A 26,037-nucleotide genomic window follows, 5' to 3' on the forward strand; every position below is an offset into this window, starting at 1 on the left:
ACTCATACCGGGCTTGCTCCTGCCAGCCGGAGAAGTCGCCGACGAGGGTTATCGCGGTGGCATTGGGCGCATATTCGCGAAACACCCACGACCCGTCGCTCTGACGATGCAATCCGAAATAATTGTGTGCATTTGCAAAATCATCGAGCGACCGGCTTGAAGCCGTCAGTTCTTTTTCTTTTTTCACGGCATCTTCATGGCGTCCCTCTATAGCGGCTGCGTAAGGCGCCAGCCACGGGTCGTTTTTAATGATGTTAAGGATTTTCCTGGCTTTGGGCATGGTTATTTAAGAATAAGTATTGATGTTTTATATCGCAAACTTAACGATATTTTTTTGTAACACCAAGCCTTTTGCTTCTTATTTTTTCGGCAAGCCGCGGAACCTATTTGTAAATGCCGCTTTTTTTGCATAATTTTGCAGAGAGAAAGCAAACATTATGACTATCAACCAGACACAAGACCGGATAGCAGCCGACTTCGAAGGGATCGACGACTGGATGGATCGCTACGCCATGATCATCGATCTCGGCAATGAGCTTCCACCCATCGACGAGCGCTTCAAGACCCCCGACCACCTTATAGAGGGTTGTCAGAGCCGCGTGTGGCTCAACGCAGAGCTTCAGGACGGCAAAATGCAATTCACCGCCGACTCCGACGCCATCATAGTCAAAGGCATCATAGCGCTGCTGATCGAGGTGCTCAACGGCCACACGCCGACCGAGGTGGCCGACGCCGACCTATATTTCATCGACCGCATCGGCCTGTCGGAAAACCTATCGCCGACACGAAGCAACGGACTGCTCGCCATGGTGCGGCAGATGAAGATGTATGCCGTCGCCTTCAAGGCTATCGAACAGAAATCAGGCACAGCCGACTGAACACTGCGGATCCTTTTGAAATCTAACCATTAACCATCAAATATGTCAAAATCCCCTTCGGCAGGGCTGTGCGTCCTGTCACTTGCCAACACCGGCGAGCGATTCGGCTACTACACCATGCTCGCCATCTTCCTGCTCTATCTGCAGGCTAAATTCGGATTCGACTCCACAGTATCAGGCCAGATCTATGCCATATTTCTGGCGCTTGTCTATTTCATGCCCCTTGTAGGCGGATGGGTGGCCGACAAATGGAGCTTCTCCAAATGCGTTGTCACAGGTATTGCTGTGATGTTTGTCGGATATGCCGTAATGGCCATACCGACCGATATCAGATCGACGACATCGCTCGTGATCCTCTGTGCGGCTCTCGTGCTCATAGCCACCGGCACAGGCCTCTTCAAAGGCAACCTGCAGGTGATGGTCGGCGACCTCTATAACAGCCCCAAATATGCCGGACAGCGCGACTCGGCTTTCTCGATCTTCTACATGCTCATCAACGTAGGCTCGATGTTCGCTCCGGGAATGGCCACCTACATGTGCAACAAAGCCATGTCGGCACAAGGCCTCGTCTATCAGGCCGACCTGCCCTCCATCTGCAACAGATATCTCGACGGAGCCGAAAACGGAGCCGAACTGGTAGCCGAAGCCGAAGCAAGCGGCATGCAGGTAGGATCGGACATTTCCGCATGGGCATCACACTATATCGAAACCCTTTCGACCGGCTATGGCTACGCCTTTGCAGTAGCCTGCGCATCGCTCGTGATCAGCTTCCTAATCTATTTCCTCGGACGCAAAGCCTACTCCCACGTCATCACCGATAAAAACACCGCCGCCACAGACAGCAAACAGGCTGAAACAGGCCCCGAACTCTCACCCGAGCAGACCCGCCAGAGAGTCGTGGCTCTCTTCCTTGTGTTTGCAGTCGTGATATTCTTCTGGATGGTATTCCACCAGAACGGAGCCACGCTCACCGAGTTTGCCAAGAGCTGCACAGCTCCCGAAGCCACCGGATGGACTCGTGTAGGATTCAACCTCCTCGGCCTCACAATGATTGCCGCCGCCGTATGGTGCATTTTCGGCATGTTCAAAGCCAAAGGCACTCTCCGCATCATCTGCGGAATAGCGTTCGTAGCACTCGCAGCCGGAGTGGCTTTCTACATCTACCCCAGCACCCCCGACGTGATTTCAGGCATACAGCCGCAGCAATACCAGCAGTTCAACCCCTTCTATGTTGTAGCGCTCACACCGGTGTCGCTAGCGCTCTTCGGCTGGCTTGCCCGCAAGAAGAAAGAGCCGTCGGCTCCCCGCAAGATCGGCTACGGCATGATCATGGCCGCAGTGGCCTATGGAGTGATGCTCATCGGATCGATGTCCATCGTCGGCACTCAGGCGTCAGTATCACCCAACTGGCTAATTTCCACCTATCTACTCCTCACGTTTGCCGAACTTCTGCTCTCACCGATGGGCATATCGTTTGTCAGCAAAGTCGCTCCCCCGAAGCTCAAAGGCTCGATGATGGGAGGATGGTTTGCCGCCACAGCCGTAGGCAACTACCTTGTGTCGATCCCTATGCTCCTCTGGGGTAAAATACCGACCTATATGGTCTGGGCCATACTCATTGTGATATGCCTCATTTCAGCTCTGTTCATCTTTGCGATGATGAAGAAACTTGAGGCCGCCACATCCGACAAGCCCTCCCCCGAGGCGAAACGCGACGCACTCGAAACCGTAGAGGACGACGCCATCTGAACCGACAAGGTCCTAACAGAATACAACGCCCCGCGCCGAACCTTTTGGCGCGGGGCGTTGTTGTAAAGACACAACAATCAACATCCATATACAATCCATCATGCAGCCCATTGACCTACACACCACTCTGCTCTGGCTTCTGATCATAGGAGCCGTATGCCTGACAAGCCTCGCCGGAGCCACAGTCAATCGGCTGCTCACACGGAGGGTAGGCATAAAAGCGACTGACAGCCACACTAGCACGCGCTAACACAAGCATCACATATACGGCATCGGACTGTTACCGATGACCTAAAGCAGCATCACGCCGGCTATGGATCATCCGACCTGCAACGCAGATCGGACTCCAGGGTCGGCGTTACAGGCATTACCAAACCCTCGTCAGCTCCGCCTAAACCATAAAAAATCCAAAATAGCGCCCAGTCATGTGACAAAACCGCCTATCGTTCAACGACATTTCCACCGGTTTTTTGTAACTTTGTGAGCAGAATATAAACATCAATCACAACAAATCAATCTTATGTCTAAACCATTTTTCAGCACCGTGCTGACGGCCCTCTGCCTCATCATAGCGGCATGGCTTCCTGCGGGAGCACAGCAAAAAGTGAGCTTCGACAAGGACAAGCACTATAAAATCGTGCTGAAGTCCAACACAAAGTATGTAATCGAAGAGACCGGCCCAACGACAGTTGCTCTCAAAGAGAACCGCCCCGACACCCCGCAACAGCTCTGGAGCATCACCGGGCTCTCGGGCAGCTGGCGCATGATCAATCCGGCAAGCGATCTGGCCATACGCGCAGAGGGCACCATACTGACCCTCGGAGTCAACAACGGCTCTGACGAATCACAGCTTTGGACCGTCGACGGAGCCACACTCATACCGACCAACCAGCCCGACATGGCCATTGCCACCGACCGCGACGGCAACCTCACCCTGGTGAAGCGCGCTAGCGGCAAAGCAGCCAAATTCGCCTTCCTGCCGGTCGATACCAAGCAGCAGACTGCCGAAAGCGACGAGGAACGCCGCAAAAACTTCTGGGAAAACGAAACGATTTTCGAACAGAACAAAGAGAAGGGGGCAGCCACAATGATGCCCTACGCATCGGAAGCGGCAATGCTCGCCGACAAAGCATATTACACCACACCCTGGACAGAGCCTGTCAACGACCGCTACCTAAGCCTCAACGGCACATGGAAGTTCAACCTCGTCGACAACCCCTCGAAACGTCCGCTTGACTTCTACAACGAGAGCTTCGACACATCTGCCTGGGACACCATACCCGTACCCTCCAACTGGGAAATGCAGGGCTACGACCAGCCTATCTACGCCAACGTCGAGTATCCCCACGCCAACACCCCGCCATTCATCAACGCCCGTAAAGGCTTCAATGACGGAGGTGTCAACTACGGCATCAACCCAGTAGGCTCCTACAAACGCACGTTCGACATACCGGCCGACTGGAGCGGACGACGCACAATGCTCCACTTCGGAGGCATCTACTCCGCCGCATTCGTCTGGGTCAACGGCAAATATGTCGGCTACACCCAGGGAGCGAACAACGATGCCGAATTTGACATCAGCCACTTCCTCCACCCCGGCCAGAACGACATTGCCGTCCAGGTTTTCCGCTGGAGCGACGGCTCATATCTGGAGTGTCAGGACATGTTCCGCATGAGCGGCATACACCGCAATGTTTACCTCTACAACGTGCCCGAAGCGTCGGTGCGCGACCACGTCATCACCTCCAGGCTCTCCGAAAACTACAGCAAGGCACACCTTGAAGTGAAGCTCGACATCGACAACCGTAGCAACCACAAAGGCATAAAGGAATACGTGGTGAAAGTGACGGATCCTAATGGCCGGCAGATCGCCGAGAAGACCATACTTTACAACCTTACAGACACTACCGGAGTGACAGCCGCCTTCGACCTTGCCGATGTAGCCCTCTGGAACGCCGAGCAGCCCAATCTTTATACCGTCAGCGTGATACAGCGCGACGGCAAGAACGGCAAAGAGGAAATGGCATTCTCCACCAAACACGGATTCCGCGATATACGCATCGACGGATCACTGCTCTACATCAACGGCAAGCGGGTGATGCTCAAAGGCGTAAACCGCCACGACAGCGACCCCCTTTACGGCCGTGCCGTGCGCACCGAATCGATGCTTCGCGACGTGACATTGATGAAACAGAACAACATCAACACCATCCGCACGAGCCACTATCCCAACAACGCGCGAATGTATGCGATGTTTGACCATTACGGACTCTATGCCATCGACGAGGCTGACCTGGAAGACCATGCCAACCAGTCGATCAGCGACATGCCGTCATGGATTCCGGCGTTTGTCGACCGCATCGACCGCATGGTGCTTCGCGACCGCAACCACCCCTCGGTAATAATGTGGAGCCTCGGCAACGAGGCCGGCAACGGCGAGAACTTCAAGTGGTGCTATGACGCCGCCGCGACGCTCGACCCCACCCGACCCATCCACTATGAAGGCACCCGTGCCGACAAACCATATGGCGGAAGCCGCTTCTCCGACTTCTACTCGAAAATGTATCCCGGCATGAAATGGATGCACGAAAACACGAGCGGACTTGACAAGCCCATGATACTCTGCGAATACGCCCATGCGATGGGAAATGCCATCGGCAACCTTTCGGAATACTGGGAAGTCATGGAAAACTCCGACGCCACAATCGGAGGCTGCATCTGGGACTGGGTCGACCAGGCCATCTACGATCCACAGGAGATCAAGCAGGGCGTCTACCGGCTGCATACCGGCTATGACTACCCCGGCCCGCATCAGGGCAATTTCTGCTCCAACGGCGTCATTCCGGCCACCCGCCAGGAGAGCGCCAAACTCATGGAAGTCAGAGCCGCCCACAGTTTCGTCAAGATCCGCATGCTCAGCCACAACGACCGGGAAGCTACCGTAAGCATCGCCAACCGCTACGCATTCCGCACCCTCGAAGGACTCGACGTCGGCACTTCGCTGCTCATCGACGGACATCCCAGAGCCATTGCAACCAAGGCTCTTCCGGCAGTAGCCCCGGGCGACTCGACCGTAATCACCATACCTTTGGGAGCCAACATAAGCAAGATTGACGCCGGCAAAGAGATACTTGTCGATGTCAAGGTGACATATCACGACAGCCAGTCATTCGCCGACGCCGGCCACGAAGTGGCACGCCGTCAGTTCATCATCGCCGAACGTGCCCCTCTGGCCGAAAACAACAGCAAAGGCGACAAGCTCAATGCCACGCTTGCCGACGCAACGCTGCACATTGCCAACAAGCTGATTTCAGCCACGTTCGACACCAATACCGGAGTCATGACCTCGCTCGACATGAATGGCATAAGCGTCATAGCCGACCGTCAGGGATTCACCTACGACAACCACCGATGGATCGAGAACGACCGCTTCACCGATACGATAACAGGCATGGCGCCTAACGCCACAGTCAGCTACCGCGCCGTTGGCAAAAACATTGAGGTGACTGCCGTGCGCGAAGGAGAGAAATGCTCTACCGACATAACCTACACATTCTGCCCCGACGGCACAATGGATATGAATGTCACATTCCGTCCGCACAGCGACAACCTCCGCCGGGCCGGCCTCGTCTGCGCCATCAACCCGTCGCTCGACATCGTCGACTACTACGCCCACGGACCATACGAGAACTACGCCGACCGCCTCGACGGAGCATACGTAGGACGATACAGCACAACAGTGGCCGACATGGTTGAGCCCTACGTCAAGCCACAATCCACAGGCGGCCGCGAAGGCCTCCGCGAGCTGCGCCTCACGGATGCTTCGGGTCGCGGCATCGAGATCACCACCCAGGGCAGGGTCGCATTCTCAATCCTTCCCTATACCGACGCCGATCTCATGCGCGCCAATCATCTTTGGGAAATGAACGCACGTCCCTACAGCGTGCTGCATCTCGACGCATGGACCCGCGGCGTTGGCAACGCGTCGTGCGGAGCCGATGTCGACACCCTGCCGATCTACCGCGTCCCTGACAAGACCATGAACTACACCCTGCGTTTCACTCCCGTCAAGTAAGCGCACGTTACCACCATATCATTGGCGGTGTGTCGATCCCCAAGTTCGGGCTTCGGCACACCGCCTTGTCATTTGCATCCGATACGACATGAAATGATACCACCATGCCAGCGCAGCATTTTAGCGAAGCATTTTGGAATATTTTTGTTAAAAAACATATGTCCCATTATGATATGACAATTGAAAATTGTACTTTTGTAAAAAATTGGCATAATAATGTCCGCAGATTTGAAGCAACGTCTTGACAGCCTGCGCACCAAGACCGCCCTATTGCTCAAGCGCCACGAGATGCTCGAAGAGGCTGCAACGGCAGCCCGGCAGCGCATCAGAGAGCTTGAGCAAGACAACGAGAGATTGCAGAAGCGCATAGATCTTCTCAATCAGGAGAACGAGTATCTCCGGGTGGTTCATTCGGTGAGTCCGAGCCGCAGCGATGCAGAGAACACTCGGGCATTGTTGGCCGGATTAGTACGGGACATTGACAAGTGTATCGCCGACCTGGGCGAGTAACATGCAATGGACAAAAAGAAGATATACATAAACATTAGGATAGCAGATATTCCGCTCCGCATCAATATCGCCGCTGAAGAGGAGGAATTGTTCAGAGCCGCGGCCAAAGAGGCCAACGCCAGCTGGTCAAAATGGCGCGACAGATTTGTCGACCGACCGCAGGCAGAAGTCATGGCCATGGTATTGTTTCTCTACGCCAAGGGCTACATGACGTTGAAAGCCCAGATAGAGGACGGAGAAAGGATGCTGTCGGATTTCGAAGCTGATCTTGACAGCATGCTGGCTCGCGAAACACCCCGAGGCGCCTACGGAAACGAAGAGTGACTGTGTGTGATATTCTTGCGCCCATTGCCCCGCGCGACGCGTGGCCCGTACACAAAAGAGCTGAGACATTGACAACATTTATCATTAATAACCTTATAAAACCAACAGACATATAGACATGACGACCATCATACTCATTCTGATCACAGCCATAGTGGCTCTGGCCATCGGTGCCGTCGCAGCAATGATCGTTCAGCGCAACATGGCCACAAGCCGCGCACGCACCATCATTGACGAAGCTAAAAAAGAGGCGGAGGTTATCAAGAAAGACCGTCTGCTCGAAGCCCGCGAAGAGGAGATCAAGATCAAGGCCGAAGCCGAGAGACAGGCACAGCAGCGCATATCCAAAGTGCAGCAGGCCGAAAGCAAGATCAAACAGCGCGAGATGCAGCTCAATCAGCAGCAGGGAGAGAACCAGCGCGCACGCAACGAGATAGAACAGACACGCCAGCGCCTCGACGAACAGCTCGCCATGGCCGAATCAAAGAAAGCCGAACTCGACTCGCTCCGCCACAAAGCGCAGGAAGAGCTGGAGCATATCAGCGGTCTGACCGCCGAAGAGGCAAAAGACAAGCTTGTGGAGAGCCTCAAGGATGAAGCAAAGACTGCCGCAGCAAGCTACATCAACGACATCATGGACGATGCGAAAATGACCGCCAACAAGGAAGCCAAGCGCATCGTAGTCCAGTCGATACAGCGTGTGGCGACCGAAACAGCCATCGAGAACTCCGTGACGGTGTTCCAGATTGACTCCGACGAGATCAAAGGACGCATCATCGGACGCGAAGGCCGCAATATCCGCGCGCTCGAAGCCGCCACAGGCATCGAGATCATAGTCGACGACACTCCAGAGGCGATAGTGCTTTCGGGGTTCGACCCCGTGCGCCGCGAGATAGCTCGCCTTGCGCTGCATCAGCTTGTGGCTGACGGACGCATCCACCCCGCACGCATCGAGGAGGTTGTGGCTAAAGTACGCAAACAGATCGAGGAAGAGATCATCGAAACAGGCAAACGCACTGCCATCGACCTCGGCATCCACGGACTCCACCCCGATCTCATCCGCCTTGTCGGCAAAATGAAATACCGCTCAAGCTACGGCCAGAACCTGCTCCAGCACTCACGCGAAACGGCAAATCTCTGCGCCGTGATGGCATCGGAACTCGGTCTGAATCCCAAGAAAGCACGCCGCGCCGGACTGCTTCACGACATAGGCAAGGTGCCCGACGAAGAGCCCGAACTGCCCCACGCACTCCTTGGCATGAAACTCGCCGAGAAATACAAGGAAAAGCCCGAAATATGCAATGCCATCGGCGCGCACCACGACGAGATAGAACAGACATCGCTTCTCGCGCCGATAGTGCAGGTATGTGACGCAATATCAGGCGCACGCCCCGGCGCACGCCGCGAAATCGTAGAGGCTTACATCAAGCGTCTCAACGATCTGGAACAGCTCGCTCTCTCCTATCCCGGAGTGATCAAGACCTACGCCATACAGGCCGGCCGTGAGCTTCGCGTCATAGTCGGAGCAGACAAGATCGACGACGTAGAAACCGAAAAGCTCTCCGCCGAGATCGCCAAACGCATCCAGGACGAGATGACATATCCCGGACAGGTCAAGATCACCGTCATACGCGAAACACGCTCGGTTAGCTTTGCCAAATAATGGGAAACGAATGGAAAAAAGGGGGTGACACGCCTGATTCGGAACACCCCGCTCCCCTGAATCCGTCACCGTCATGCTGCAAGGTAGCGCCCCGTGGCAAACTGCATTGCCACAACTGGCTGGCCGACGTGCCCGGAGGCATGGCCGACGACGAGCTTGTGGAAGTGCAGTTCAAGAATACCCGCAAAGGATTTTTCCGCAACACCACCCATCTCGATCTTGCGATCGGCGACATGGTGGCAGTGGAGGCCGCTCCGGGTCATGACATAGGCCAGGTGACGCTGACGGGAAAACTTGTCGGCCTGCAGATGCGCAGAGCCGGAGTAAAACCCGACGCGGAACTGAAACGCGTATTCCGTAAAGCCAAGAGCGGCGATCTCGAAAAATACGAGGAAGCCAAGGCACGCGAGAACGACACGATGATACGTTCACGCAAAATCGCCGCCGACCTCAAGCTCAACATGAAGATCGGCGACGTGGAATATCAGGGCGACGGCAACAAAGCGATATTCTATTACATCGCCGACGAGCGAGTCGATTTCCGCCAGCTGATCAAAGTGCTTGCAGAAACATTCCACATACGCGTGGAAATGCGTCAGATCGGCGCACGCCAGGAGGCCGGACGCATCGGCGGCATAGGCCCGTGCGGACGTCCGCTGTGCTGCGCAAGCTGGATGACCAACTTCGTATCGGTCGGCACCGCCGCCGCCCGTTTTCAGGACATCTCGCTCAATCCGCAGAAACTTGCCGGACAGTGCGCCAAACTCAAATGCTGCCTCAATTTCGAAGTCGACAGCTACGTGGAGAGCATAAAGAAAATGCCTTCGAAAGAGATACGCCTTGAAACGGCCGACGCCACCTATTACCACTTCAAGTACGACGTGTTCAAGCGTGAGATCACATACTCCACCGACAAGAATATTGCCGCCAACCTGGTGACGATCGACGCCAAACGCGCATTTGAGGTCATACAGCTCAACAAAAACGGCGAGAAGCCCCTGAACCTCAAACGTGAAGAGGAGATAAAAGAGGCCGACAAGAAACAATACAACGACATTCTGGGACAGGATATCACGCGTTTCGACAAAAAGAAGAAGCGCCGCAAGAACAGATCCGACAAGGGGCAGCAGCCGTCGAAAGATGCATCCAGCTCTCCGAAGCAGCGCGACCCCAAGGATCACAAAGAACCTGCCACGCAGAAGACCAGAGAACCGAGGGAACAGAAAGCCAAAGAGCAGAAAAGCTCCGGACAGCAGCAGAAAGGACAGAAACCGCAGAATCAGAACGGTCAGCGGCAGAAGCGACGTCTGCGTCCCGGCGACACTCCCGACAACACCAATCTCGAAGCCGGACGCAATGCCAAGCAGGCCCTGCCGCCGGCCATGTCACCGTCAAAGCGCATGATGGGCGAGGCTGACCAATGACAATACGCCGACACATACCGACAGCCGCCGGACGGCTTGCAACCGCCGTTTTGGCGGCTGTCGCCGTATCATGCGGCGGCAATGGGGAAATCAACTCGTTCGCACACATTCCGCATGACGGATGGGCATATGGCGACACCGTAAAGTTCGACATCGACTCAGCGATGCGTATCGAACAACCGCTGCACATCGCACTGCGTCACAACGACAGCTATCCCTATCGCAACCTGTATTTGGAAGTCAGCCTTGAAGATGACAGCCACAACATACGACGCGACACAATCGGCATAGAACTGTGTGACATTTACGGACACTGGTATGGCCACGGCATCGGAGCATCAATGCAGATAGAGGCGCCGACAAAAACCACTGTTGACAATTCCACCCGACGGGTAAACATCCGTCACGTGATGCGCGTTGACACTCTGACAGGCATAGAGCTTGTCGGAATCACAGGACAATCACTGAAACGATGAAACAACTAAACATTCTCGAGCCACAGGAAGCCAGACTGCGGTTTGACAACCTGCGCAGGCAGCTGGAGGCCGAAAAAGCCGACGCCGCACTCATAACAGACAATGCCAACATCTATTATCTGACCGGCCGCGTGTTTGACGGCTATATCTATGTAGCCCTCAACGGCCCGGAAATATATTTTGTAAGGCGTCCGATAGACCTGGAGGGTGACGGAGTGGTCGCAATACGCAAACCCGAGGATATGGCGCAGAGCATCGGGCTCAACATGCCGCAACGGCTCGGCATGGAGCTCGACGTCACGACATGGAGCGTGGCCGAACGGCTGAAAAAAGCGTTTGAAGGCGCGGAAACGATCAATTTCTCACCGGCCATGCGACGGCTGCGTTCGGCAAAGACACCGGCGGAAATCGAAAAGATACGACAGAGCGGTATCCGTCAGGAACGTGTCTACCGCCGCATACCGCATCTTTATCGCGAAGGGATGACCGATCTGGAGCTACAGGTGGAGATCGAACGCATATCACGCCTTGAAGGCTGTCTAGGACAGTTCCGCATAAGCGGCGACTCCATGGAGCTTTATATGGGCAACATACTCGTCGGTGAAAACGCCGACACACCGACGCCCTACGACTTCGCCATGGGAGGCGAAGGGCTCGATCCGTCGCTTCCGGTAGGATGCAACGGCACAGTCATCCGTCCGGGCGACACTGTGATGGTGGATGTCAACGGCAACTATACCGGCTACATGACCGACATGACACGCACTTTCATCGCCGATCACACGAGCGATCTCGCCGCCAAGGCTCATCAATGCTCGATCGAGATATGCCACAGGATGCAGACCGACGCACGTCCCGGTGCGGAAGCACGCAGCCTGTATGCCACCGCCGAGGCTATGGCCCGCGAAGCCGGCCTGGAGCGATATTTCATGGGTCACCGGCAGAAAGCCGGTTTTGTAGGCCACGGAGTAGGCATAGAGATCAACGAAATGCCGGTCATAGCTCCGCGAAGCCGCGACATCATAGCCCCGGGCAACGTTATCGCTTTCGAACCTAAATTCGTCATACCCGGAGCAGGAGCGGTCGGAATCGAAAACACATACTGCGTGGGAGCTGATCGCACAGAGTGCCTCACAAACGCCCCCGAGCAGTTCATCAAATTACTGGCATGAACATAAGCGAACTGATCATACAGCGCAAGAAAGAGAAGATATTCAAGGCTGTCGGCAACGTTGCCGACAGTATCTCACGCGAATGCTACGCCGTCGGCGGATGTGTCCGCGACATGATGCTCGACCGGCCGTCGGTCGACATAGACTTTGTCAGCGTAGGCAACGGCATAGAACTGGCCGAAGCCGTGGCGCGCAGCATGGGCAAAGGCACGCATCTGAGCGTGTTCCGCAACTTCGGCACCGCACAGGTGAAACGTGGCGAAATGGAACTCGAATTTGTCGGCGCGCGCAAAGAGAGCTACGATCGGCAGAGCCGCAATCCCATAGTGGAGGACGGCACGCTCCACGACGATCTGAGCCGACGCGACTTCACCATCAACGCGATGGCCGTCAGCGTCAACACAGCGACATTCGGCGATCTGATCGATCTCTTCGACGGCATTTCCGACCTCAAAGCCGGCATCATCCGCACACCGCTCGACCCTGACATAACCTTCAGCGACGACCCGCTCAGGATGATGAGGGCCATACGGTTTGCCACACAGCTCGGATTTGAGATATATCCTGCGACCCTTGAGGCGATCACCCACAACGCCCAGCGCATCAAAATCATCACACGCGAACGCATCATGGACGAACTGATGAAGATCATGCGCTCGGCGTGTCCGTCGCTCGGGTGGCGGCTGCTTGAACAGACTGGACTCCTGCAACTGATATTTCCGGAACTTCACGCCCTCTGCGGTGTGGAAACCGTCAAAGGGCGAGGCCATAAAGACAACTTCCTGCACACTCTCGAGGTGCTCGACAAAGTGGCCGCCAAGACCGGCGACGTGTGGCTCCGCTGGAGTGCATTGCTCCATGACATAGCCAAACCTGTGACAAAGCGGTGGGACAACAGTCTGGGATGGACATTCCACAACCACAACTTCATCGGAAGCAAGATGATACCGCGGATATTCCGCCAGATGAAATTTCCGATGAACGACCGTATGCGCTACGTCCAGAAAATGGTCGAACTCCACATGCGCCCGATAGCTCTGGTGGAAGAGGGAGTTACAGACTCGGCCATACGCCGTCTGCTGCACGATGCCGGCGACGACATTACCGATCTGATGACTCTGTGTGAAGCCGACATCACATCGAAGAATGCCGAAAAGGTGAAACGCCACCTCGAAAACTTCGCCTCCGTACGCCGCAAGATGGAGGAGGTGGAGGCACGCGACCATATACGCAACTTCCAACCGCCGGTGGACGGCAGCGAGATCATGACAATATTCGGCCTGCAACCGTCGCGGGAAGTCGGTGTGCTTAAGCAGGCCATAAAGGACGCTATACTCGACGGTGTGATTCCCAATGAGCGCGAGGCAGCGATGGAATTCCTGCTCAGCCAGGCAGCCGGACTCGGCCTCAGCCCTGTGTGACAGCCACAGCTGCTGCGGGAACGGATCAGTGACCCGTGACTGCCAGACGCCGCGCAGGCGAAACCGTACGCGTTGCTCCCGAAACGATTTCGGCGCGGTAGATATAGATGCCGCGCGGCACTCTGCGCCCCGACCTGTCGGTGAGATTCCATGTTACGGGCGCAGTGGTAAACATATCCGACCGATCATTGACCGTCGTGCTCCAAACAAGAATGCCACTCATCGAATAGACACTTACGGTGATGCCGAGAACTGCGTCCGGACGGTTGTGGCTCAGGTAGAAATTGGCCTGTGTCGAGGCCGGATTGACATCGGTATAAATATCGAATATCTCCGGAGCGAGCTGACTGTCGACATAAAACGACAGAGTGGCAATGGCCTCGTTGCCCGATGTGTCATAAACCCTGAGCTCAAGAGTGTGATGGCCTTCAGCCAGCGCTGTCAGCGGATAATTGATTGTACCTGCCGCCTGACTGCCTGAGGCGGGAGTGTAGTACGAAGCGATATCGTTGAATGACTCACGCCCGTCGATGCGAAGGGTCATCGTGTGGCCGATACCTGCCGTAGACAGATTTATGCCCACATTATCGCTGATCCGCGCTATCAGCATCGGTGACTGATCTACCTTGCCGCCGTCGCTGAAACCGGGATGATTGAGATATATGCTCTCTATGACAGGAGCTACAGTGTCGAGAGGCTGCGAATCGTCCATGCCATAGACATAGACGCCGCGTTCACAGCCCGACGCGCCATCCGAGGAATTGTCCGTGGCCGAGAAAACCATGGTGGCCGGCCGGTAGTTGTCGGCGATCTCCGAGGGCATGCTTACGGTCATGGACCAACGTCCGCCTATCACCGTGTCGCCCCCCTCGAATATCTTGGATCCGTGATCCTCGTAGGTGTATCTGCGACCCGTCGAGCCGTCGACATCACGCCCGATCGTCGTGACCGACCGCTCGGCATCATACAATACCATACTCACCCGGCCGCTGAACGCTTCATCACGTCGACCCTGTCCGTCGGTGATCTCACCTGTCAGCCTCACCTGCGACCGCGCCATCATGACTATGTCATCGGCGTCGGAACCATCCACTTTGCGTCCATCCACCTCAAGCAGCACAACTCTTGACGACGCCACAGCCGGACGCAGCGCCGGATCACCAAGCAGCGCGTAGCGGAGCTTATTGGAATTGGATTCGGAAGCAGGCGCTGCAAGCCGGTTCTTGGCTCTTCGGAGCGACTCGCCTATCGCTACAGTGCGCCCGTCGGCATCCGCGCCCAGAGCCTCCAGTCCCATAGCCTTGCTGAGCTTGGCATTCTCCGAAATAAACACCGGGCGCGTGGCCGTTATGGCGGCTATGACACCGCCGCACGAATTGAAAAGAAGCTTTTCAGAGCCCGACTGGTCGACGCCGTCCCATTGCATGAAGTAGCATGTAGCTCCAAAAAAAACGGGCCAACGGCGATTGCGCAGCGACGTAATGTCGTTGAGCGTCATCACCCCCTGCGAGGACAGATAATATTTATTGGCATGGCCGACATAGTTCCACCACACAGCACCATCATCGATCAGACGGTGGAGCCGGGTGCGAGCTTCCTTGCAGACTCCTCCCACAAGAGGATAGGCATCGAGATATACCCGCTCATAAAGCAACGCGTCGCCCGGACGTGTAGACATGAACGCCTGTATCTGCTCCTCGCTCTGTCGCATGTGGCTTGCATTGTCGCCGTCGTCGGCAAGCATCACAGCCCTTGACGCCCATGATCCATGATCGACCTGCATGTAACGCTCCAGTTTGTCGACATAGGCCGACGCCTCGGCTTCCGAACGAGCCGTGATGCGGCCTACGGCTATGCTGTAGGGGTCGGAATCTGGACGCAGACCGGCGTTATCCTCAAGCTGAGCCAGATAATCATCGGTAGTGTATGATCCTATCTCGCTCATGCTCTCAGCGCTCTGCCATATAGGCATCAGCGGCTGTCGCAACGATCCGACCGATGTGGTCAGCCTACGGTTGTCAAACGATCCACGCCCCATCATAAGCGCATATCTCAAAGGACGACCCGAAGCTTTGCCCCGGTCATAAAGCATCTTGAGATAATGGCGGAATGCGGAAGGATGCGCCGTGCCCGACGCGAACTCATTGAACACATGTTCCTGATCGACCACCAAAGTCACCAGGCTGTCGTGGCGCTCATGCAGAGCAGCCAGACGCCTTGCGGCGGCCAACAGTTCGTGAGGGGCTATGATAACCATATCGGGGGCGACGGCTACAGAATGAAGATTCTGCGACGCCACAGCAGCCTCGAATAAAGGGGTAGGCAATGCCATGCCACTGTTCCATGCCACATACGTTCTCTCGCCCATGAACGGGTTGGTCCACACCGCTCCACCGTCGCTCACGGCAGCATTCATCGCCACAGGACGAAGCGGATCGGTAATATCCCATATACGGGTAGTTGAGACAGCTCTTTCCAGCCGTACCGACGGCCGTGCCGACGTGAACACGATCGGCTCCGATGCCATGGCTATGCGCCGCCGATAATTGACATCTATCCTGTCGAGATTGGCCGAATATATAGTGCCCATTCCGACAAACGTGATCCCGAGATCTATACGGCCGTCGACAGGAGTGAGAACTACCTCGATGTCGGTCAGAGAACCATAGTTGTTGCCTGTCACGGCCGGAAGCGTTCCATCGGTATCCAGGCGCCGGCCGGCGGCGGTAAGAGTAATAGCCGACCGCGCGCTTGTGCGCGATGCGAACCGCACCCTGACCCATGCTTCGCTACCCTCGACATGACCCGGGAGATCGAGCCGAAACACGCGTGAAGGTGTGATCCGGAAATCCTCGCCGACGAGATCGCGTCCTGACTGACCGTAGCTGACGGCATCCGTTTCATGCCTGACCGCCGATACGAATTCCGTCGCGGACTGTGCCGAGCCGTCGGCTATTCCTTCGGTCGAAAGCTCTATGACACTCCTGGAATCGGTCAGGAAATAGCATGGCCTGACCACATACGGGCTGGCGATCTCCGTCACGCGGCCGGCATCGTCGGTGACTTTTCTCGAAGCGGGCGACGCATAAAAATAAATGCCGCCGTCGGCATGCAGCGACGGTATCTGTGGAAGATCATCGACATAGGCCGCCCGCGACATGATGTCGGCATCGGTCAGCGTTCCATATCCGGCCACACTGACACGTTCGGGGCTTGCAAACCCCCATTTGCGAAGATCGCTATAGCTTACAAACTGAATGCCGCCCTCCTGAGGTGTGCTGACTTTTATCCATCGGCCCGATGCGAGAGCCGAAGTATCGGCATAGGCCGTCAGTTCGAAGGCATCAGCTCCCACAGGCATAGCCGCCATCAGAGCCACGAGCAGCATGATACGCTGCAATATGTTGTCGGTCAATATCGACAATGTTAGTATCCGTTAAGAGATTAAACTATTCTATCCTGTGTTGTCGCGGTTGAGATTAATCCGCATCATGAGCCGGAGTCCGGAAGTCATGTCACGACATCCTAATGGTTAACGGCAGAAGCTCCGGAATATTGCAGCCTGACAGGCGGAGGGACCACACGCGGCACCGAAGTCAGACTGTCCCACTGCTCTCTCGTGCCATGATAGACGTTGAGATCGATAAGTCTGTCGATACCTTTGAGCGTGCCGCGATGAGTGTATTGCCAGAGAGTCCAGTCGATACCGTCGTCGGGGGGAGTGAACGAACAAATCCACAGCGGGTAATGGTCAAGACGCCCTTCAACAAACCGGCTGTAGCCATCCTTGTTGGTATATAGCATCACCCGGTAGCCTTCGGCACGCAGTTCTTCGGCCATCTCCTTTATACGGCCCACAGTCTGGTCGGTCGAACGGTTGACAGGATTGGTCCATTCCTCCACATCGATCACCAACGGCAGATCGAGATGGCGACCTCTGACCGAATGCAGCAGATTGAGCGCCTGCAGATAGCCTGACGAATCGAACCGGAAGAAATGATATGCTCCGACTTTCAGGCCTGCCCTTCGGGCGGCATTGATATTGGCTCCGAAAGACGCGTCCTTGAAATCGGCGCCTTCGGTGGCCTTCACATATACGAATCCGATGCCGTGGGTGCGCAGCATATCAAAATCCACAAATCCATTATGGGAAGAGATGTCGGCACCCCTGACGACATAGCCGGAAGTATCGACCGGCTGTGATGTCTCGCCCCGTCCGGTCACGGCCAGATAGAATATCAGCAGCCCTATGGCGCTGAACGTCACTATCGATATGATGGTCATCAGTCTGTGCATCTGTGTCGGAGAATCTACTACTTTGCAGCGATTTGTCGTCAGGCGGTGTGCGACACCGGGCCACACATCAGTGCAAAAATACAAACGCCGCCGGACTCCACCAAATCATCTACGACGGATCATTGAATATTTTTGCCTCCTTACTGAAATTTATGGCATCAAAAAACGTTCATACGGCAGAAAAAGTCATGAAGATAATACGCAACAACCTACTGCCGGTCGGACGACAATATGCGGCGATCAACCTGTTCGGGATGCTCCTGATCAAGCATGGCGTAAGAGTGACCCCCGAACTGATCAACCACGAGCGGATCCACTCAGCCCAGATGCGCGAACTGCTGTATCTGCCTTTCTATATTGCCTATCTTGCGGAGTGGCTTGTGCGGCTTGCGGCCTGCCGCGGCAACTGCCATGAAGCCTACCGAGCCATCACTTTCGAGAAAGAAGCCTACCGCCACAGCGGCGATCACGGTTATCTCGGCAGACGACGCCACTTCGCTCAATGGCGCTGACAGGAGCTATTCCGACACCGGAAACATTGTCGAGCGCAGACTTTTTTGATAATGTTGCGACAAATACTGCAGACTACATTGGAAAGAATTACGTAACTTTGCCAAAGAATTGCGAAAAGAAACGACATGGAACAGATATGCGAAATCGATGGCCTGCAGCTGCACTATGATGTCAGCGGACAGGGACGCCCGCTTATACTCATGCATGGCTGGGGATGCGACAGCAGCACCGTGGCATCCATAGCACGCACTGCTTCGCAGACGCATCGGGTGTATTCGCTTGATCTGCCAGGTTTCGGAAGCACTCCCGAGCCCCCCGAAGCATGGAATGTAGAGGAATACACCTCGCTCGTAGAGAAGCTGGCCGACCGTCTCGGCATCGACAATCCGGTGCTTGCAGGCCATTCGTTCGGAGGGCGCATAGCAATTCTGTTCGCCTCACGGCGTCAGGCAGACAAGCTCATACTGATTGATGCCGCCGGAGTAAAACCCCGCCGCGGCCTGCGTTACTACTTCAAAGTCTATGCTTTCAAGTTTTCACGCCGCATAATGCAGCTGACCATGGGCAAAGAGGCTGCCGCCCGCAAAATCGAAGAGGGTCGCAAACGCAATGGATCGGCCGATTATGCAGCCGCATCACCCCGCATGAGAGCCGTTCTCTCGAAAGTAGTCAACCACGACCTCCGACGAGTGATGTCCTCCATAAAAGCCCCGACCCTGCTTATCTGGGGCGAGAACGACACCGCTACACCGATGCGCGACGCCCGTATCATGGAGCGCCTGATACCCGGAGCGGCTCTCGTATCTTTTCCCGGCTGCGGCCACTACAGTTTTCTCGACAATCCGAGGCAGTTTGCCGCAGTAATGTCAAGTTTCCTGAAATCCTGACCACGCGAAGGCAAAAAAACGCCACGTCATCACAACGACACAAACTGATCACAACCGATATATATGCTGATTACGATAATATTCTGTACAATTGCGGTCTGCTCCGCACTTAGCCTGGCGGCAGAGCTTCGCCGCGATCTGATGATGATGCAGCAGAACTCTTACCGCATCGAGCGCTACCGCCGGTGGCTCCGTTCGTCGGCCGACACCACATCGTGGCCTCGTCTGGCCGGCATGGCCGTGGCTCTCGCCTCGCTGGCGGCCTTCGCCTCCGACCGCGTAGGGATGACCCTCATCGGCGCCTTCGCCATAGGCAATATCTGGTATCTGTCGACCCGCCGATACAAGAAACCGCTGGTGATGACCCCGCGCGCCCGACGCATCTACAGTGTCAGCGCCATCATATCCATAGCCATCACCGCCGTTGCCGCCGTTGCCGCCGACGGACATTCATGGCTCTTGCCGGCTTTTGCGGCCTCGGTGGCGCTACAGATCCTGTATTGCGCCTCGCACATCGTGATCATGGCCGCAGTGTGGCTGCTTCAGCCGCTTGAAAACCGCATAAACCGAGGCTATCGTGACGATGCCGCCCGCATCCTCGCCTCATGCCGCGGCCTGAAGGTGGTGGGCATAACCGGGTCATACGGCAAGACCAGCACGAAACACTACCTCAAGCGCATTCTCGACGAGCATTTCGCCACCTGCATGACTCCCGGAAGCTATAACACCACAATGGGTGTGGTGCGCACAATCCGCGAATATCTCAAACCCTACGACGAGGTGTTTATTGTGGAGATGGGAGCCAAACAGCCCGGCGACATCAAAGAGATCTGCGATCTGGTTCATCCCGAATACGGCATACTCACCGCCGTCGGCGAGCAGCACCTTGAATCGTTCGGCTCGATCGAGAACGTGCAACGCACAAAGTTCGAGCTTATCGACTCTCTGCCGGCCGGCGGATATGCGGCTGTAAACAATGACTTCCCGTATGCCGCCGATCGCGAGGTGACCAACACCCATTGCGACCGGTATGCCGTGAGCAACACCGCAGGAGCGCAATGGACCGCCACCGACATCGCATACTCACCTCAGGGTACCACATTCACCGTCAACGGCCCGGACGGTCTCAGCATGCAGCTCCAGACCCGTCTTGTAGGTGAATGCAATATCTCCAACCTGCTTGCGGCCATAGCCATGGCCGTGCGTCTGGGCGTGCCTCAGGAGAAGATACGCTTCGCCGTAGCCGACATCCGCCAGGTGGAACACCGCCTGAGCCTGCGCCGCACTCCCGGAGGCATAACCATAATCGACGACGCCTTCAACTCCAATCCAACCGGATCGGGCATGGCTCTCGACGTGCTGTCGGGGATGACCGGCGGAAACCGTATCGTAGTCACACCCGGCATGATCGAACTGGGAGAGCGTCAGGAGAAGCTCAACTATGAATTTGGCCGCAAAATAGCGGCTTGCGCCGATATAGCCATAATCGTAGGCCGCTATAACCGCGAAGCGATACGTTCGGGGGCATCAGACGGCGGCATGACCGACGACAGGATAATAATCACCGACACTTTCGCCCAGGCACAGAGCATGCTGTCGGGGATAATGAAATCAGGCGATACCGTGCTCTACGAGAACGATCTGCCCGACACATTCAAATAAGCATACAACAAAACCCATCAATATGAAGACCAACATAGGAGTGTTTTTCGGCGGAAGAAGCACCGAACACGAAATTTCAGTCATTTCGGCTTCCCAAGCCATGGCAGCCATAGACCGCGATGTCTACGATGTGACACCGGTCTACATCACCAAAGAGGGACGATGGTTTACAGGCGAGGCGCTCACCGAGGTATCGAACTACCGCGATCCAAAGAAACTCCTGCAGCAGTGCAGCGAGGTGTATATGCGCCCGGCATACGGCGATTCCAATCTTTATCTGGCGCGCCGTAAAATGTTCGGCACGGATGTAGCCGCCCACATCGACGTGGCTATTCCCGTGCTCCACGGAGCCAACGGTGAGGACGGCACCATACAGGGTCTTTTCGATCTTATCGGCCTGCCGTTTGCCGGATGTGACGTGCTTGCCTCGGCCAACGGCATGGACAAGATCACGATGAAGATGATACTTCAGGCCTGCGAGGTGCCGGTGGTGGACTACGTGTGGTTTACCGATAAGGAATGGTTCGACAACCGTCAGGAGGTCGTTGACCGGATCGAATCCAAGATCGGCTACCCGGTGATAGTCAAGCCCTCCAATCTCGGATCGAGTGTGGGCATAGGCCGCGCGGCCGACCGCGAGCGGCTCGTGCAGTGCGTGACCGACGCAACCTCCTACTCCTCGCGTATCATCGTGGAGCACATGGTGGACAATCTGAAAGAGATCAACTGCTCGGTGCTCGGCGACTGCGACGAATATCAGACTTCGGTGTGCGAAGAGCCGATCAAGAGCGGTGAGATACTATCCTATGAAGACAAATACATGGGCGGCTCAAAAGGCTCCAAGGGGATGCAGGCTTCGGCCAAACGGATTCCCGCCGATCTGCCTGAGGCCACAAGCGACCGGATCCGCTTCCTGGCCGGCGAAACGTTCAGAGTGCTGTCGTGTCACGGCGTGAGCCGCGTCGATGTGATCATGGACGAAGACAACGGCCAGATATATGTCAACGAGATCAACACTATCCCGGGATCACTCTCGTTCTACCTGTGGGAAGCGTCGGGCATACCTTTTGCCGAACTGATGGACCGTCTGGTGAAACTCGCTCTCAAACGCGACCGCCAGCGTCAGCGCAAGACCACCACCTACGACGCCAACATATTCGCCATGGGCGGGGGTGTAAAGGGCGCAAAAGGTGTAAAATGACCCTCACAGACCGATCTGAATGAATCCACGGCTGAAAGGCTACTGCCTCGGCATAACGGCCGCGGCCACATACGGCATGAATCCGCTATTCGCCCTGCCTCTTTACTCGGCAGGCATGACAGCGGATTCAGTGCTGTTTTTCCGCTATGCGATGGCCATACCGCTGCTGGCGTGCATGACAGCCATCCGCGGCCGCAGCTTCAGGGTGACACGCCGCCAGACGCTGACCCTGGCCGCACTCGGGCTGCTCATGGCCCTGTCGTCGCTGTCGCTGTTTCTCTCCTACAACTACATGGATGCGGGCATAGCGTCGACCATACTGTTTGTATATCCGGTGATGGTGGCGGTGATCATGGCGGCGTTCTACAGAGAGCGCCTCAGCCCGGTGATGATAGCCAGCATAACTCTTGCGCTCGGCGGCATAGGACTGCTCTACCGCACCGGCGACGGACAGTCGCTGAGCCTGGCAGGCACCGCCCTGGTTCTGGCGTCGGCTCTGACCTACGCTATCTATATCGTGGCCGTCAACAAATCGTCGCTGAAATATGTGGCCACACTGAGCGTGACGTTCTACCTGCTGCTGTTCGGCGTGACGCTATTCGGCGCGCGTCTGCTCATAGCCGGCGACATACAGCTGCCTCCGGCTGACCGCTGGTGGCTGTGGGGCTGCCTCGTGTGTCTGGCGGTGTTTCCGACCGCATTGTCGTTTGTGTGCACCACCGGCGCGATCCACTACATAGGCTCGACTCCGACGGCCATACTGGGCGCCCTCGAGCCGGTGACAGCGGTGGTGATCGGAGTGAGCGTTTTCGGTGAGCGGCTGACGCCACGCGAGATCATCGGCCTCGCCGCGATCATAGCGGCAGTGACAGCGGTCATTGCCGCCCCCCGGATGAGTCTGCGGCTTTCGTCGGTCAAGAGAATGTTTCCCCGCATACCACGCCGCCGGCATAAGCGATGACAGAGATCCCGACCCGACGACTACGGCCCGACGACCTGCCGCAGGAAGCTTCCGGCAATGGCAGGATACTCATAAGCGTCATTGTGCCCTATCACAACGCCGAACGCACCATACAGCGCACTCTCGAAAGCCTCTCGGCTCAGATCTTCGACGGGACGGTGGAGTATATTCTGGTCAACGACGGGAGCACCGACCGCTCCGAAGAGATAGTGGAGCTTTATCTGCGACTCGACACAGGTATGGCCGAACGCACCGTGCTGACGGCTCACCAGTTTCGCCGCGGGTCGGCATCGGCCTACCGCACGGGAGTGGAAAAGGCGCGGGGCGAGTATCTGATAAAGTGCGATGCCGACGACATGATGCATCCCGACGCCCTGTCGGTGCTGTGGGAGGCCTCAGCAGGCGCCGACATAGTGGCGGCGCCGTACTATGAGAGGTGTGCCACGGGAAAAAACCGGATCATAGGGTCTAAAATCGCTGAAGGACTTGACCGTATGGCGATCGATACAGCCGGATTCGCACTGTGGAACAAGCTTGTCAGACGCACGCTCGTGACCGAAAACGACCTGCTGCCCACCGAGGGGATCGACTTCTGGGAGGATCTGAGCGTCAGCTGCCGCGCGATAGCCCTTGCGCGGAGCATATCCACCACCGACACTCCTGTCTATTATTACTGCCACGATCAGCTTAATCCGTCGATGACCATGAACGGCCACACGGAAACGATAACACACGACCGCCTTGTATATGCGCTGCTGATGGAGAAATGGTTTGTGGACCAAGGACTGGCAGAGCTTCACCGCCGGTTTCTCGACTCGATGAAATTCGCCGCCAAGATCAAACTGCTGCAGCCTCCGCACCCCGAACCGTCGCGATGGAAAAACACCTTTCCAGAGGTAAACGGCAAGATATGGCGCGTCAACGGCATCAGTCTGCCGGCAAGGCTCTACTGCCAGATGGCGGCGATATTGCCCGCACGCCTGCTACGCAAGGCCGTGGAATGGATCTACGGCATTAAGTAACTCTTAGAGAGTGTTTGAATTTAACACGAAGAAATATAGATGGACTTCTTTCTATCCTCTCAAAGGTCTTTTCGGGCGATTTCCGTCAAGTTTCATCGGTCACGATGCCCGCATCGCTCCCTCATCAACTCACGCAAATCTCTCCGAAAATCCTCTTTGAGTGAATAGAAGTTAAGCTCAAACACTCTCTAAGAGAGTGTTTGAATTTAACACGAAGAAATATATATGGACTTCTTTCCATCCCCTCAAAGGTCTTTTCGGGCGATTTGTAGATTTGATCCGATGCTGTGGAGGCATCGTTAGATTCAGTGCTTTTCGCAGTCACCTGAATCGCTCGTGTACGGTGTGTCTGCCAGGCTTGTGCGTCTAAACTCAATGTATTGGGCAAGCGCAGTTCTCTTGTGGTCCTGATTTTGTGAGCCAGTCAAAGAATTCTTTTTCTTTCACCTGCCAATGTTTTTGCTGTTCAGGAAATTAATGTAGTAATTGATGTTTGAAAAACCATTTTGGAGGGTCTTGTCTGAGCAATTGATCCTATGATAAATAGCTTGCTGCTTTGTTCGTACTAAATTGAGATATTTCGGTCGCATGTGGGCTGCAGGAAGAGCGCGGAGCACATCCAGAAATGTCATAGGTTCAGACACCAATGAAGGAAGCTCCAGATCCATTCGTTTTACTGATGAGACTATCTTTGTTGCATTGTCATAGTTCATCTTATATTCGTTTTCGAGCCATGAACGGAACTCATCTTCATTTGGCAGCGAACGACTTTTTTTGTTGATATAAGTCTTGTCTAAGGTTTCTGCCACCTCTACTATGAAGGCATGGTAGTGTTTCATCGCGCGCAGTTCAGCCTTCGTATAGGCATCCTCATCTTCGAGCATTGTCTCTACGTATATTTCAACAAGTTTGGGCGCATCTTCCTCTGTCAGATCAGACTCTGTTTCATCCAATGTTCCTTCAAAATCCAATTTTCCTTCAAAGATGTATTTCAGCAGATTATATAGATCTATTCCAACCTCTTCAAACGCCGATTCATAACCAGAACAGTAGGCGCGTATATAATCGTCAGCGCTTTTTGCCGAAATGCCGCGCTTGTTCATCAGCCATGCCTTGAAATCGTCTTGAATATATGGGATCGGCACACAGTAGTCATCGCCTATATCCTCGTACTCGTCCTCATCCTCGTCCTCCATAAGACTTTCATAGAGCCATTTGGGTACTACATTCTCTAAAGGCACATCGACCCATTCGCCATTTTCATTAAGATCCATTCCAGTAAGCTGTAAATATGTGTCCATGATTTTATTTTTTTTTATTGCTGTCCGGTAAAAAAAGACAAAATCATATATTCTCTACAAATATAATAAGTTACACCTGTTTTACGAAAAAGGGCTTGTCATTTGAGGCGATGTGAAATTGGTAGCATTAAGCATCAAAAAGCCCTTAAAAGACATCTATACGAGTCTGTTTCATGCTGTATGAGATAAAAATAGTCCATTTCCTATCATGTCAAAGTTTTACCGGACAGCAATAATTTTTTTTTGATTATGACGCAAAATTAGTGACTTTTACAATGCGTCACTCGTTCTGGGCCGCGCTTTTTTCGGGAATTCCTGATGATGCTTTATTGCCGTTGCAAAGTTCTTTATCTCGACGCCATAAACCGCTATGCGATAAGTAACTCGCAAAAATTAGCTGCGAGTGATTTTTGAGATTTGTTCGAGTGGTTTTTGCTTGAAGACGAGGGCGTGTAGCGAGCTACACAACTGAGGATGAAAGCAAAAAACGCCGGACAAAATC

At 55.1% G+C, this 26,037-nt stretch carries 20 protein-coding genes and 1 pseudogene; 17 read left to right on the top strand and 4 right to left on the bottom strand.

Features of this window, described 5'->3' with window-relative positions:
* Positions 1-280: pseudogene (locus C5O24_RS02730) on the bottom strand (1,4-alpha-glucan-branching enzyme); the annotation flags it as partial.
* 157 nt (positions 281-437) lie between these two features.
* On the opposite strand from C5O24_RS02730, the gene C5O24_RS02735 reads away from it, so the two are divergent.
* The 11 genes from C5O24_RS02735 to C5O24_RS02780 all read left to right on the top strand — a co-directional run bounded on the left by C5O24_RS02735 (position 438) and on the right by C5O24_RS02780 (position 13,692).
* Positions 438-878: a SufE family protein gene (locus C5O24_RS02735; RefSeq protein WP_107035136.1), complete on the top strand. Its 441-nt coding sequence runs from the start codon at positions 438-440 to the stop codon at positions 876-878.
* Between the two features lie 42 nt (positions 879-920).
* Complete coding sequence (locus C5O24_RS02740; RefSeq protein WP_107681414.1) at positions 921-2,627, top strand: peptide MFS transporter; 1,707 nt, start codon at positions 921-923, stop codon at positions 2,625-2,627.
* A 100-nt stretch (positions 2,628-2,727) separates the two neighbouring features.
* Positions 2,728-2,877 carry a hypothetical protein gene (locus tag C5O24_RS13925; protein ID WP_161553773.1) on the top strand — a complete coding sequence of 50 codons (150 nt, stop codon included), beginning with the start codon at positions 2,728-2,730 and terminating at the stop codon, positions 2,875-2,877.
* 270 nt (positions 2,878-3,147) lie between these two features.
* Complete coding sequence (locus C5O24_RS02745) at positions 3,148-6,702, top strand: glycoside hydrolase family 2 TIM barrel-domain containing protein (RefSeq protein ID WP_107681415.1); 3,555 nt, start codon at positions 3,148-3,150, stop codon at positions 6,700-6,702.
* A 228-nt stretch (positions 6,703-6,930) separates the two neighbouring features.
* Entirely contained in the window at positions 6,931-7,212 is a 282-nt protein-coding gene (locus C5O24_RS02750; RefSeq protein ID WP_128702053.1) for a hypothetical protein, read from the top strand.
* A 6-nt stretch (positions 7,213-7,218) separates the two neighbouring features.
* Positions 7,219-7,536, top strand: a complete 318-nt coding sequence (locus C5O24_RS02755; RefSeq protein ID WP_107035140.1) for a cell division protein ZapA — start codon at positions 7,219-7,221, stop codon at positions 7,534-7,536.
* A 118-nt stretch (positions 7,537-7,654) separates the two neighbouring features.
* Complete coding sequence (gene rny, locus C5O24_RS02760) at positions 7,655-9,199, top strand: ribonuclease Y (protein WP_107035141.1); 1,545 nt, start codon at positions 7,655-7,657, stop codon at positions 9,197-9,199.
* Complete coding sequence (locus tag C5O24_RS02765) at positions 9,199-10,623, top strand: PSP1 domain-containing protein (protein ID WP_107035142.1); 1,425 nt, start codon at positions 9,199-9,201, stop codon at positions 10,621-10,623. The genes rny and C5O24_RS02765 overlap by 1 nt, the downstream gene beginning before the upstream one ends.
* The gene (locus C5O24_RS02770; protein ID WP_107035143.1) at positions 10,620-11,099 is read left to right on the top strand and encodes a gliding motility lipoprotein GldH; all 480 of its coding nucleotides are present in this window, start codon (positions 10,620-10,622) and stop codon (positions 11,097-11,099) included. The genes C5O24_RS02765 and C5O24_RS02770 overlap by 4 nt, the downstream gene beginning before the upstream one ends.
* A complete protein-coding gene (locus C5O24_RS02775; protein WP_107681416.1) occupies positions 11,096-12,271 on the top strand; it encodes a M24 family metallopeptidase in 1,176 nt (391 codons plus the stop codon). The genes C5O24_RS02770 and C5O24_RS02775 overlap by 4 nt, the downstream gene beginning before the upstream one ends.
* On the top strand, positions 12,268-13,692 hold the full coding sequence (locus tag C5O24_RS02780) for a CCA tRNA nucleotidyltransferase (protein ID WP_107035145.1): 1,425 nt from the start codon (positions 12,268-12,270) through the stop codon (positions 13,690-13,692). The genes C5O24_RS02775 and C5O24_RS02780 overlap by 4 nt, the downstream gene beginning before the upstream one ends.
* A gap of 25 nt (positions 13,693-13,717) precedes the next feature.
* Here C5O24_RS02780 and porU read toward each other — a convergent pair whose 3' ends face one another.
* Entirely contained in the window at positions 13,718-17,107 is a 3,390-nt protein-coding gene (gene porU / locus C5O24_RS02785) for a type IX secretion system sortase PorU (protein ID WP_107035146.1), read from the bottom strand.
* Positions 17,108-17,217: 110 nt separating this feature from the next.
* On the bottom strand, positions 17,218-17,988 hold the full coding sequence (locus C5O24_RS02790) for a glycoside hydrolase family 25 protein (RefSeq protein ID WP_107035147.1): 771 nt from the start codon (positions 17,986-17,988) through the stop codon (positions 17,218-17,220).
* Positions 17,989-18,176: 188 nt separating this feature from the next.
* On the opposite strand from C5O24_RS02790, the gene C5O24_RS02795 reads away from it, so the two are divergent.
* From C5O24_RS02795 to C5O24_RS02820, 6 genes are all read left to right on the top strand, one after another.
* Positions 18,177-18,500, top strand: coding sequence for a hypothetical protein (locus C5O24_RS02795; protein ID WP_107035182.1), 324 nt, complete (start codon positions 18,177-18,179; stop codon positions 18,498-18,500).
* A gap of 126 nt (positions 18,501-18,626) precedes the next feature.
* Positions 18,627-19,388, top strand: a complete 762-nt coding sequence (locus C5O24_RS02800) for an alpha/beta fold hydrolase (RefSeq protein ID WP_107035148.1) — start codon at positions 18,627-18,629, stop codon at positions 19,386-19,388.
* Positions 19,389-19,451: 63 nt separating this feature from the next.
* The gene (locus tag C5O24_RS02805) at positions 19,452-21,050 is read left to right on the top strand and encodes a Mur ligase family protein (RefSeq protein ID WP_107035149.1); all 1,599 of its coding nucleotides are present in this window, start codon (positions 19,452-19,454) and stop codon (positions 21,048-21,050) included.
* Positions 21,051-21,072: 22 nt separating this feature from the next.
* Positions 21,073-22,251: a D-alanine--D-alanine ligase family protein gene (locus C5O24_RS02810; RefSeq protein WP_107035150.1), complete on the top strand. Its 1,179-nt coding sequence runs from the start codon at positions 21,073-21,075 to the stop codon at positions 22,249-22,251.
* A gap of 19 nt (positions 22,252-22,270) precedes the next feature.
* Positions 22,271-23,212, top strand: coding sequence for a DMT family transporter (locus tag C5O24_RS02815; protein WP_107681417.1), 942 nt, complete (start codon positions 22,271-22,273; stop codon positions 23,210-23,212).
* Complete coding sequence (locus C5O24_RS02820; protein ID WP_107035152.1) at positions 23,209-24,234, top strand: glycosyltransferase family 2 protein; 1,026 nt, start codon at positions 23,209-23,211, stop codon at positions 24,232-24,234. Before C5O24_RS02815 ends, C5O24_RS02820 begins: the two co-directional genes overlap by 4 nt.
* 443 nt (positions 24,235-24,677) lie before the next feature.
* On the opposite strand, the gene C5O24_RS02825 is transcribed toward C5O24_RS02820, so the two are convergent.
* Positions 24,678-25,535: a hypothetical protein gene (locus tag C5O24_RS02825; RefSeq protein WP_107681418.1), complete on the bottom strand. Its 858-nt coding sequence runs from the start codon at positions 25,533-25,535 to the stop codon at positions 24,678-24,680.
* Positions 25,536-26,037: the final 502 nt, after the last annotated feature.

Origin of the sequence: Paramuribaculum intestinale, assembly GCF_003024925.1 — a bacterium.
GTDB lineage: Bacteria > Bacteroidota > Bacteroidia > Bacteroidales > Muribaculaceae > Paramuribaculum > Paramuribaculum intestinale.

Excerpts from the sequence above, each read along its gene's own strand:
- C5O24_RS02820 (WP_107035152.1), top strand. The coding sequence starts at position 23,209 with ATGACAGAGATCCCGACCCGACGACTACGGCCCGACGACCTGCCGCAG.
- C5O24_RS02780 (WP_107035145.1), top strand. The coding sequence starts at position 12,268 with ATGAACATAAGCGAACTGATCATACAGCGCAAGAAAGAGAAGATATTC.
- C5O24_RS02765 (WP_107035142.1), top strand. The coding sequence starts at position 9,199 with ATGGGAAACGAATGGAAAAAAGGGGGTGACACGCCTGATTCGGAACAC.
- C5O24_RS13925 (WP_161553773.1), top strand. The coding sequence starts at position 2,728 with ATGCAGCCCATTGACCTACACACCACTCTGCTCTGGCTTCTGATCATA.
- rny (WP_107035141.1), top strand. The coding sequence starts at position 7,655 with ATGACGACCATCATACTCATTCTGATCACAGCCATAGTGGCTCTGGCC.
- C5O24_RS02825 (WP_107681418.1), bottom strand. The coding sequence starts at position 25,535 with ATGGACACATATTTACAGCTTACTGGAATGGATCTTAATGAAAATGGC.
- C5O24_RS02745 (WP_107681415.1), top strand. The coding sequence starts at position 3,148 with ATGTCTAAACCATTTTTCAGCACCGTGCTGACGGCCCTCTGCCTCATC.
- C5O24_RS02735 (WP_107035136.1), top strand. The coding sequence starts at position 438 with ATGACTATCAACCAGACACAAGACCGGATAGCAGCCGACTTCGAAGGG.
- C5O24_RS02770 (WP_107035143.1), top strand. The coding sequence starts at position 10,620 with ATGACAATACGCCGACACATACCGACAGCCGCCGGACGGCTTGCAACC.
- C5O24_RS02775 (WP_107681416.1), top strand. The coding sequence starts at position 11,096 with ATGAAACAACTAAACATTCTCGAGCCACAGGAAGCCAGACTGCGGTTT.
- C5O24_RS02810 (WP_107035150.1), top strand. The coding sequence starts at position 21,073 with ATGAAGACCAACATAGGAGTGTTTTTCGGCGGAAGAAGCACCGAACAC.
- C5O24_RS02795 (WP_107035182.1), top strand. The coding sequence starts at position 18,177 with ATGAAGATAATACGCAACAACCTACTGCCGGTCGGACGACAATATGCG.
- C5O24_RS02805 (WP_107035149.1), top strand. The coding sequence starts at position 19,452 with ATGCTGATTACGATAATATTCTGTACAATTGCGGTCTGCTCCGCACTT.
- C5O24_RS02740 (WP_107681414.1), top strand. The coding sequence starts at position 921 with ATGTCAAAATCCCCTTCGGCAGGGCTGTGCGTCCTGTCACTTGCCAAC.
- C5O24_RS02790 (WP_107035147.1), bottom strand. The coding sequence starts at position 17,988 with ATGCACAGACTGATGACCATCATATCGATAGTGACGTTCAGCGCCATA.
- C5O24_RS02800 (WP_107035148.1), top strand. The coding sequence starts at position 18,627 with ATGGAACAGATATGCGAAATCGATGGCCTGCAGCTGCACTATGATGTC.
- C5O24_RS02755 (WP_107035140.1), top strand. The coding sequence starts at position 7,219 with ATGGACAAAAAGAAGATATACATAAACATTAGGATAGCAGATATTCCG.
- C5O24_RS02815 (WP_107681417.1), top strand. The coding sequence starts at position 22,271 with ATGAATCCACGGCTGAAAGGCTACTGCCTCGGCATAACGGCCGCGGCC.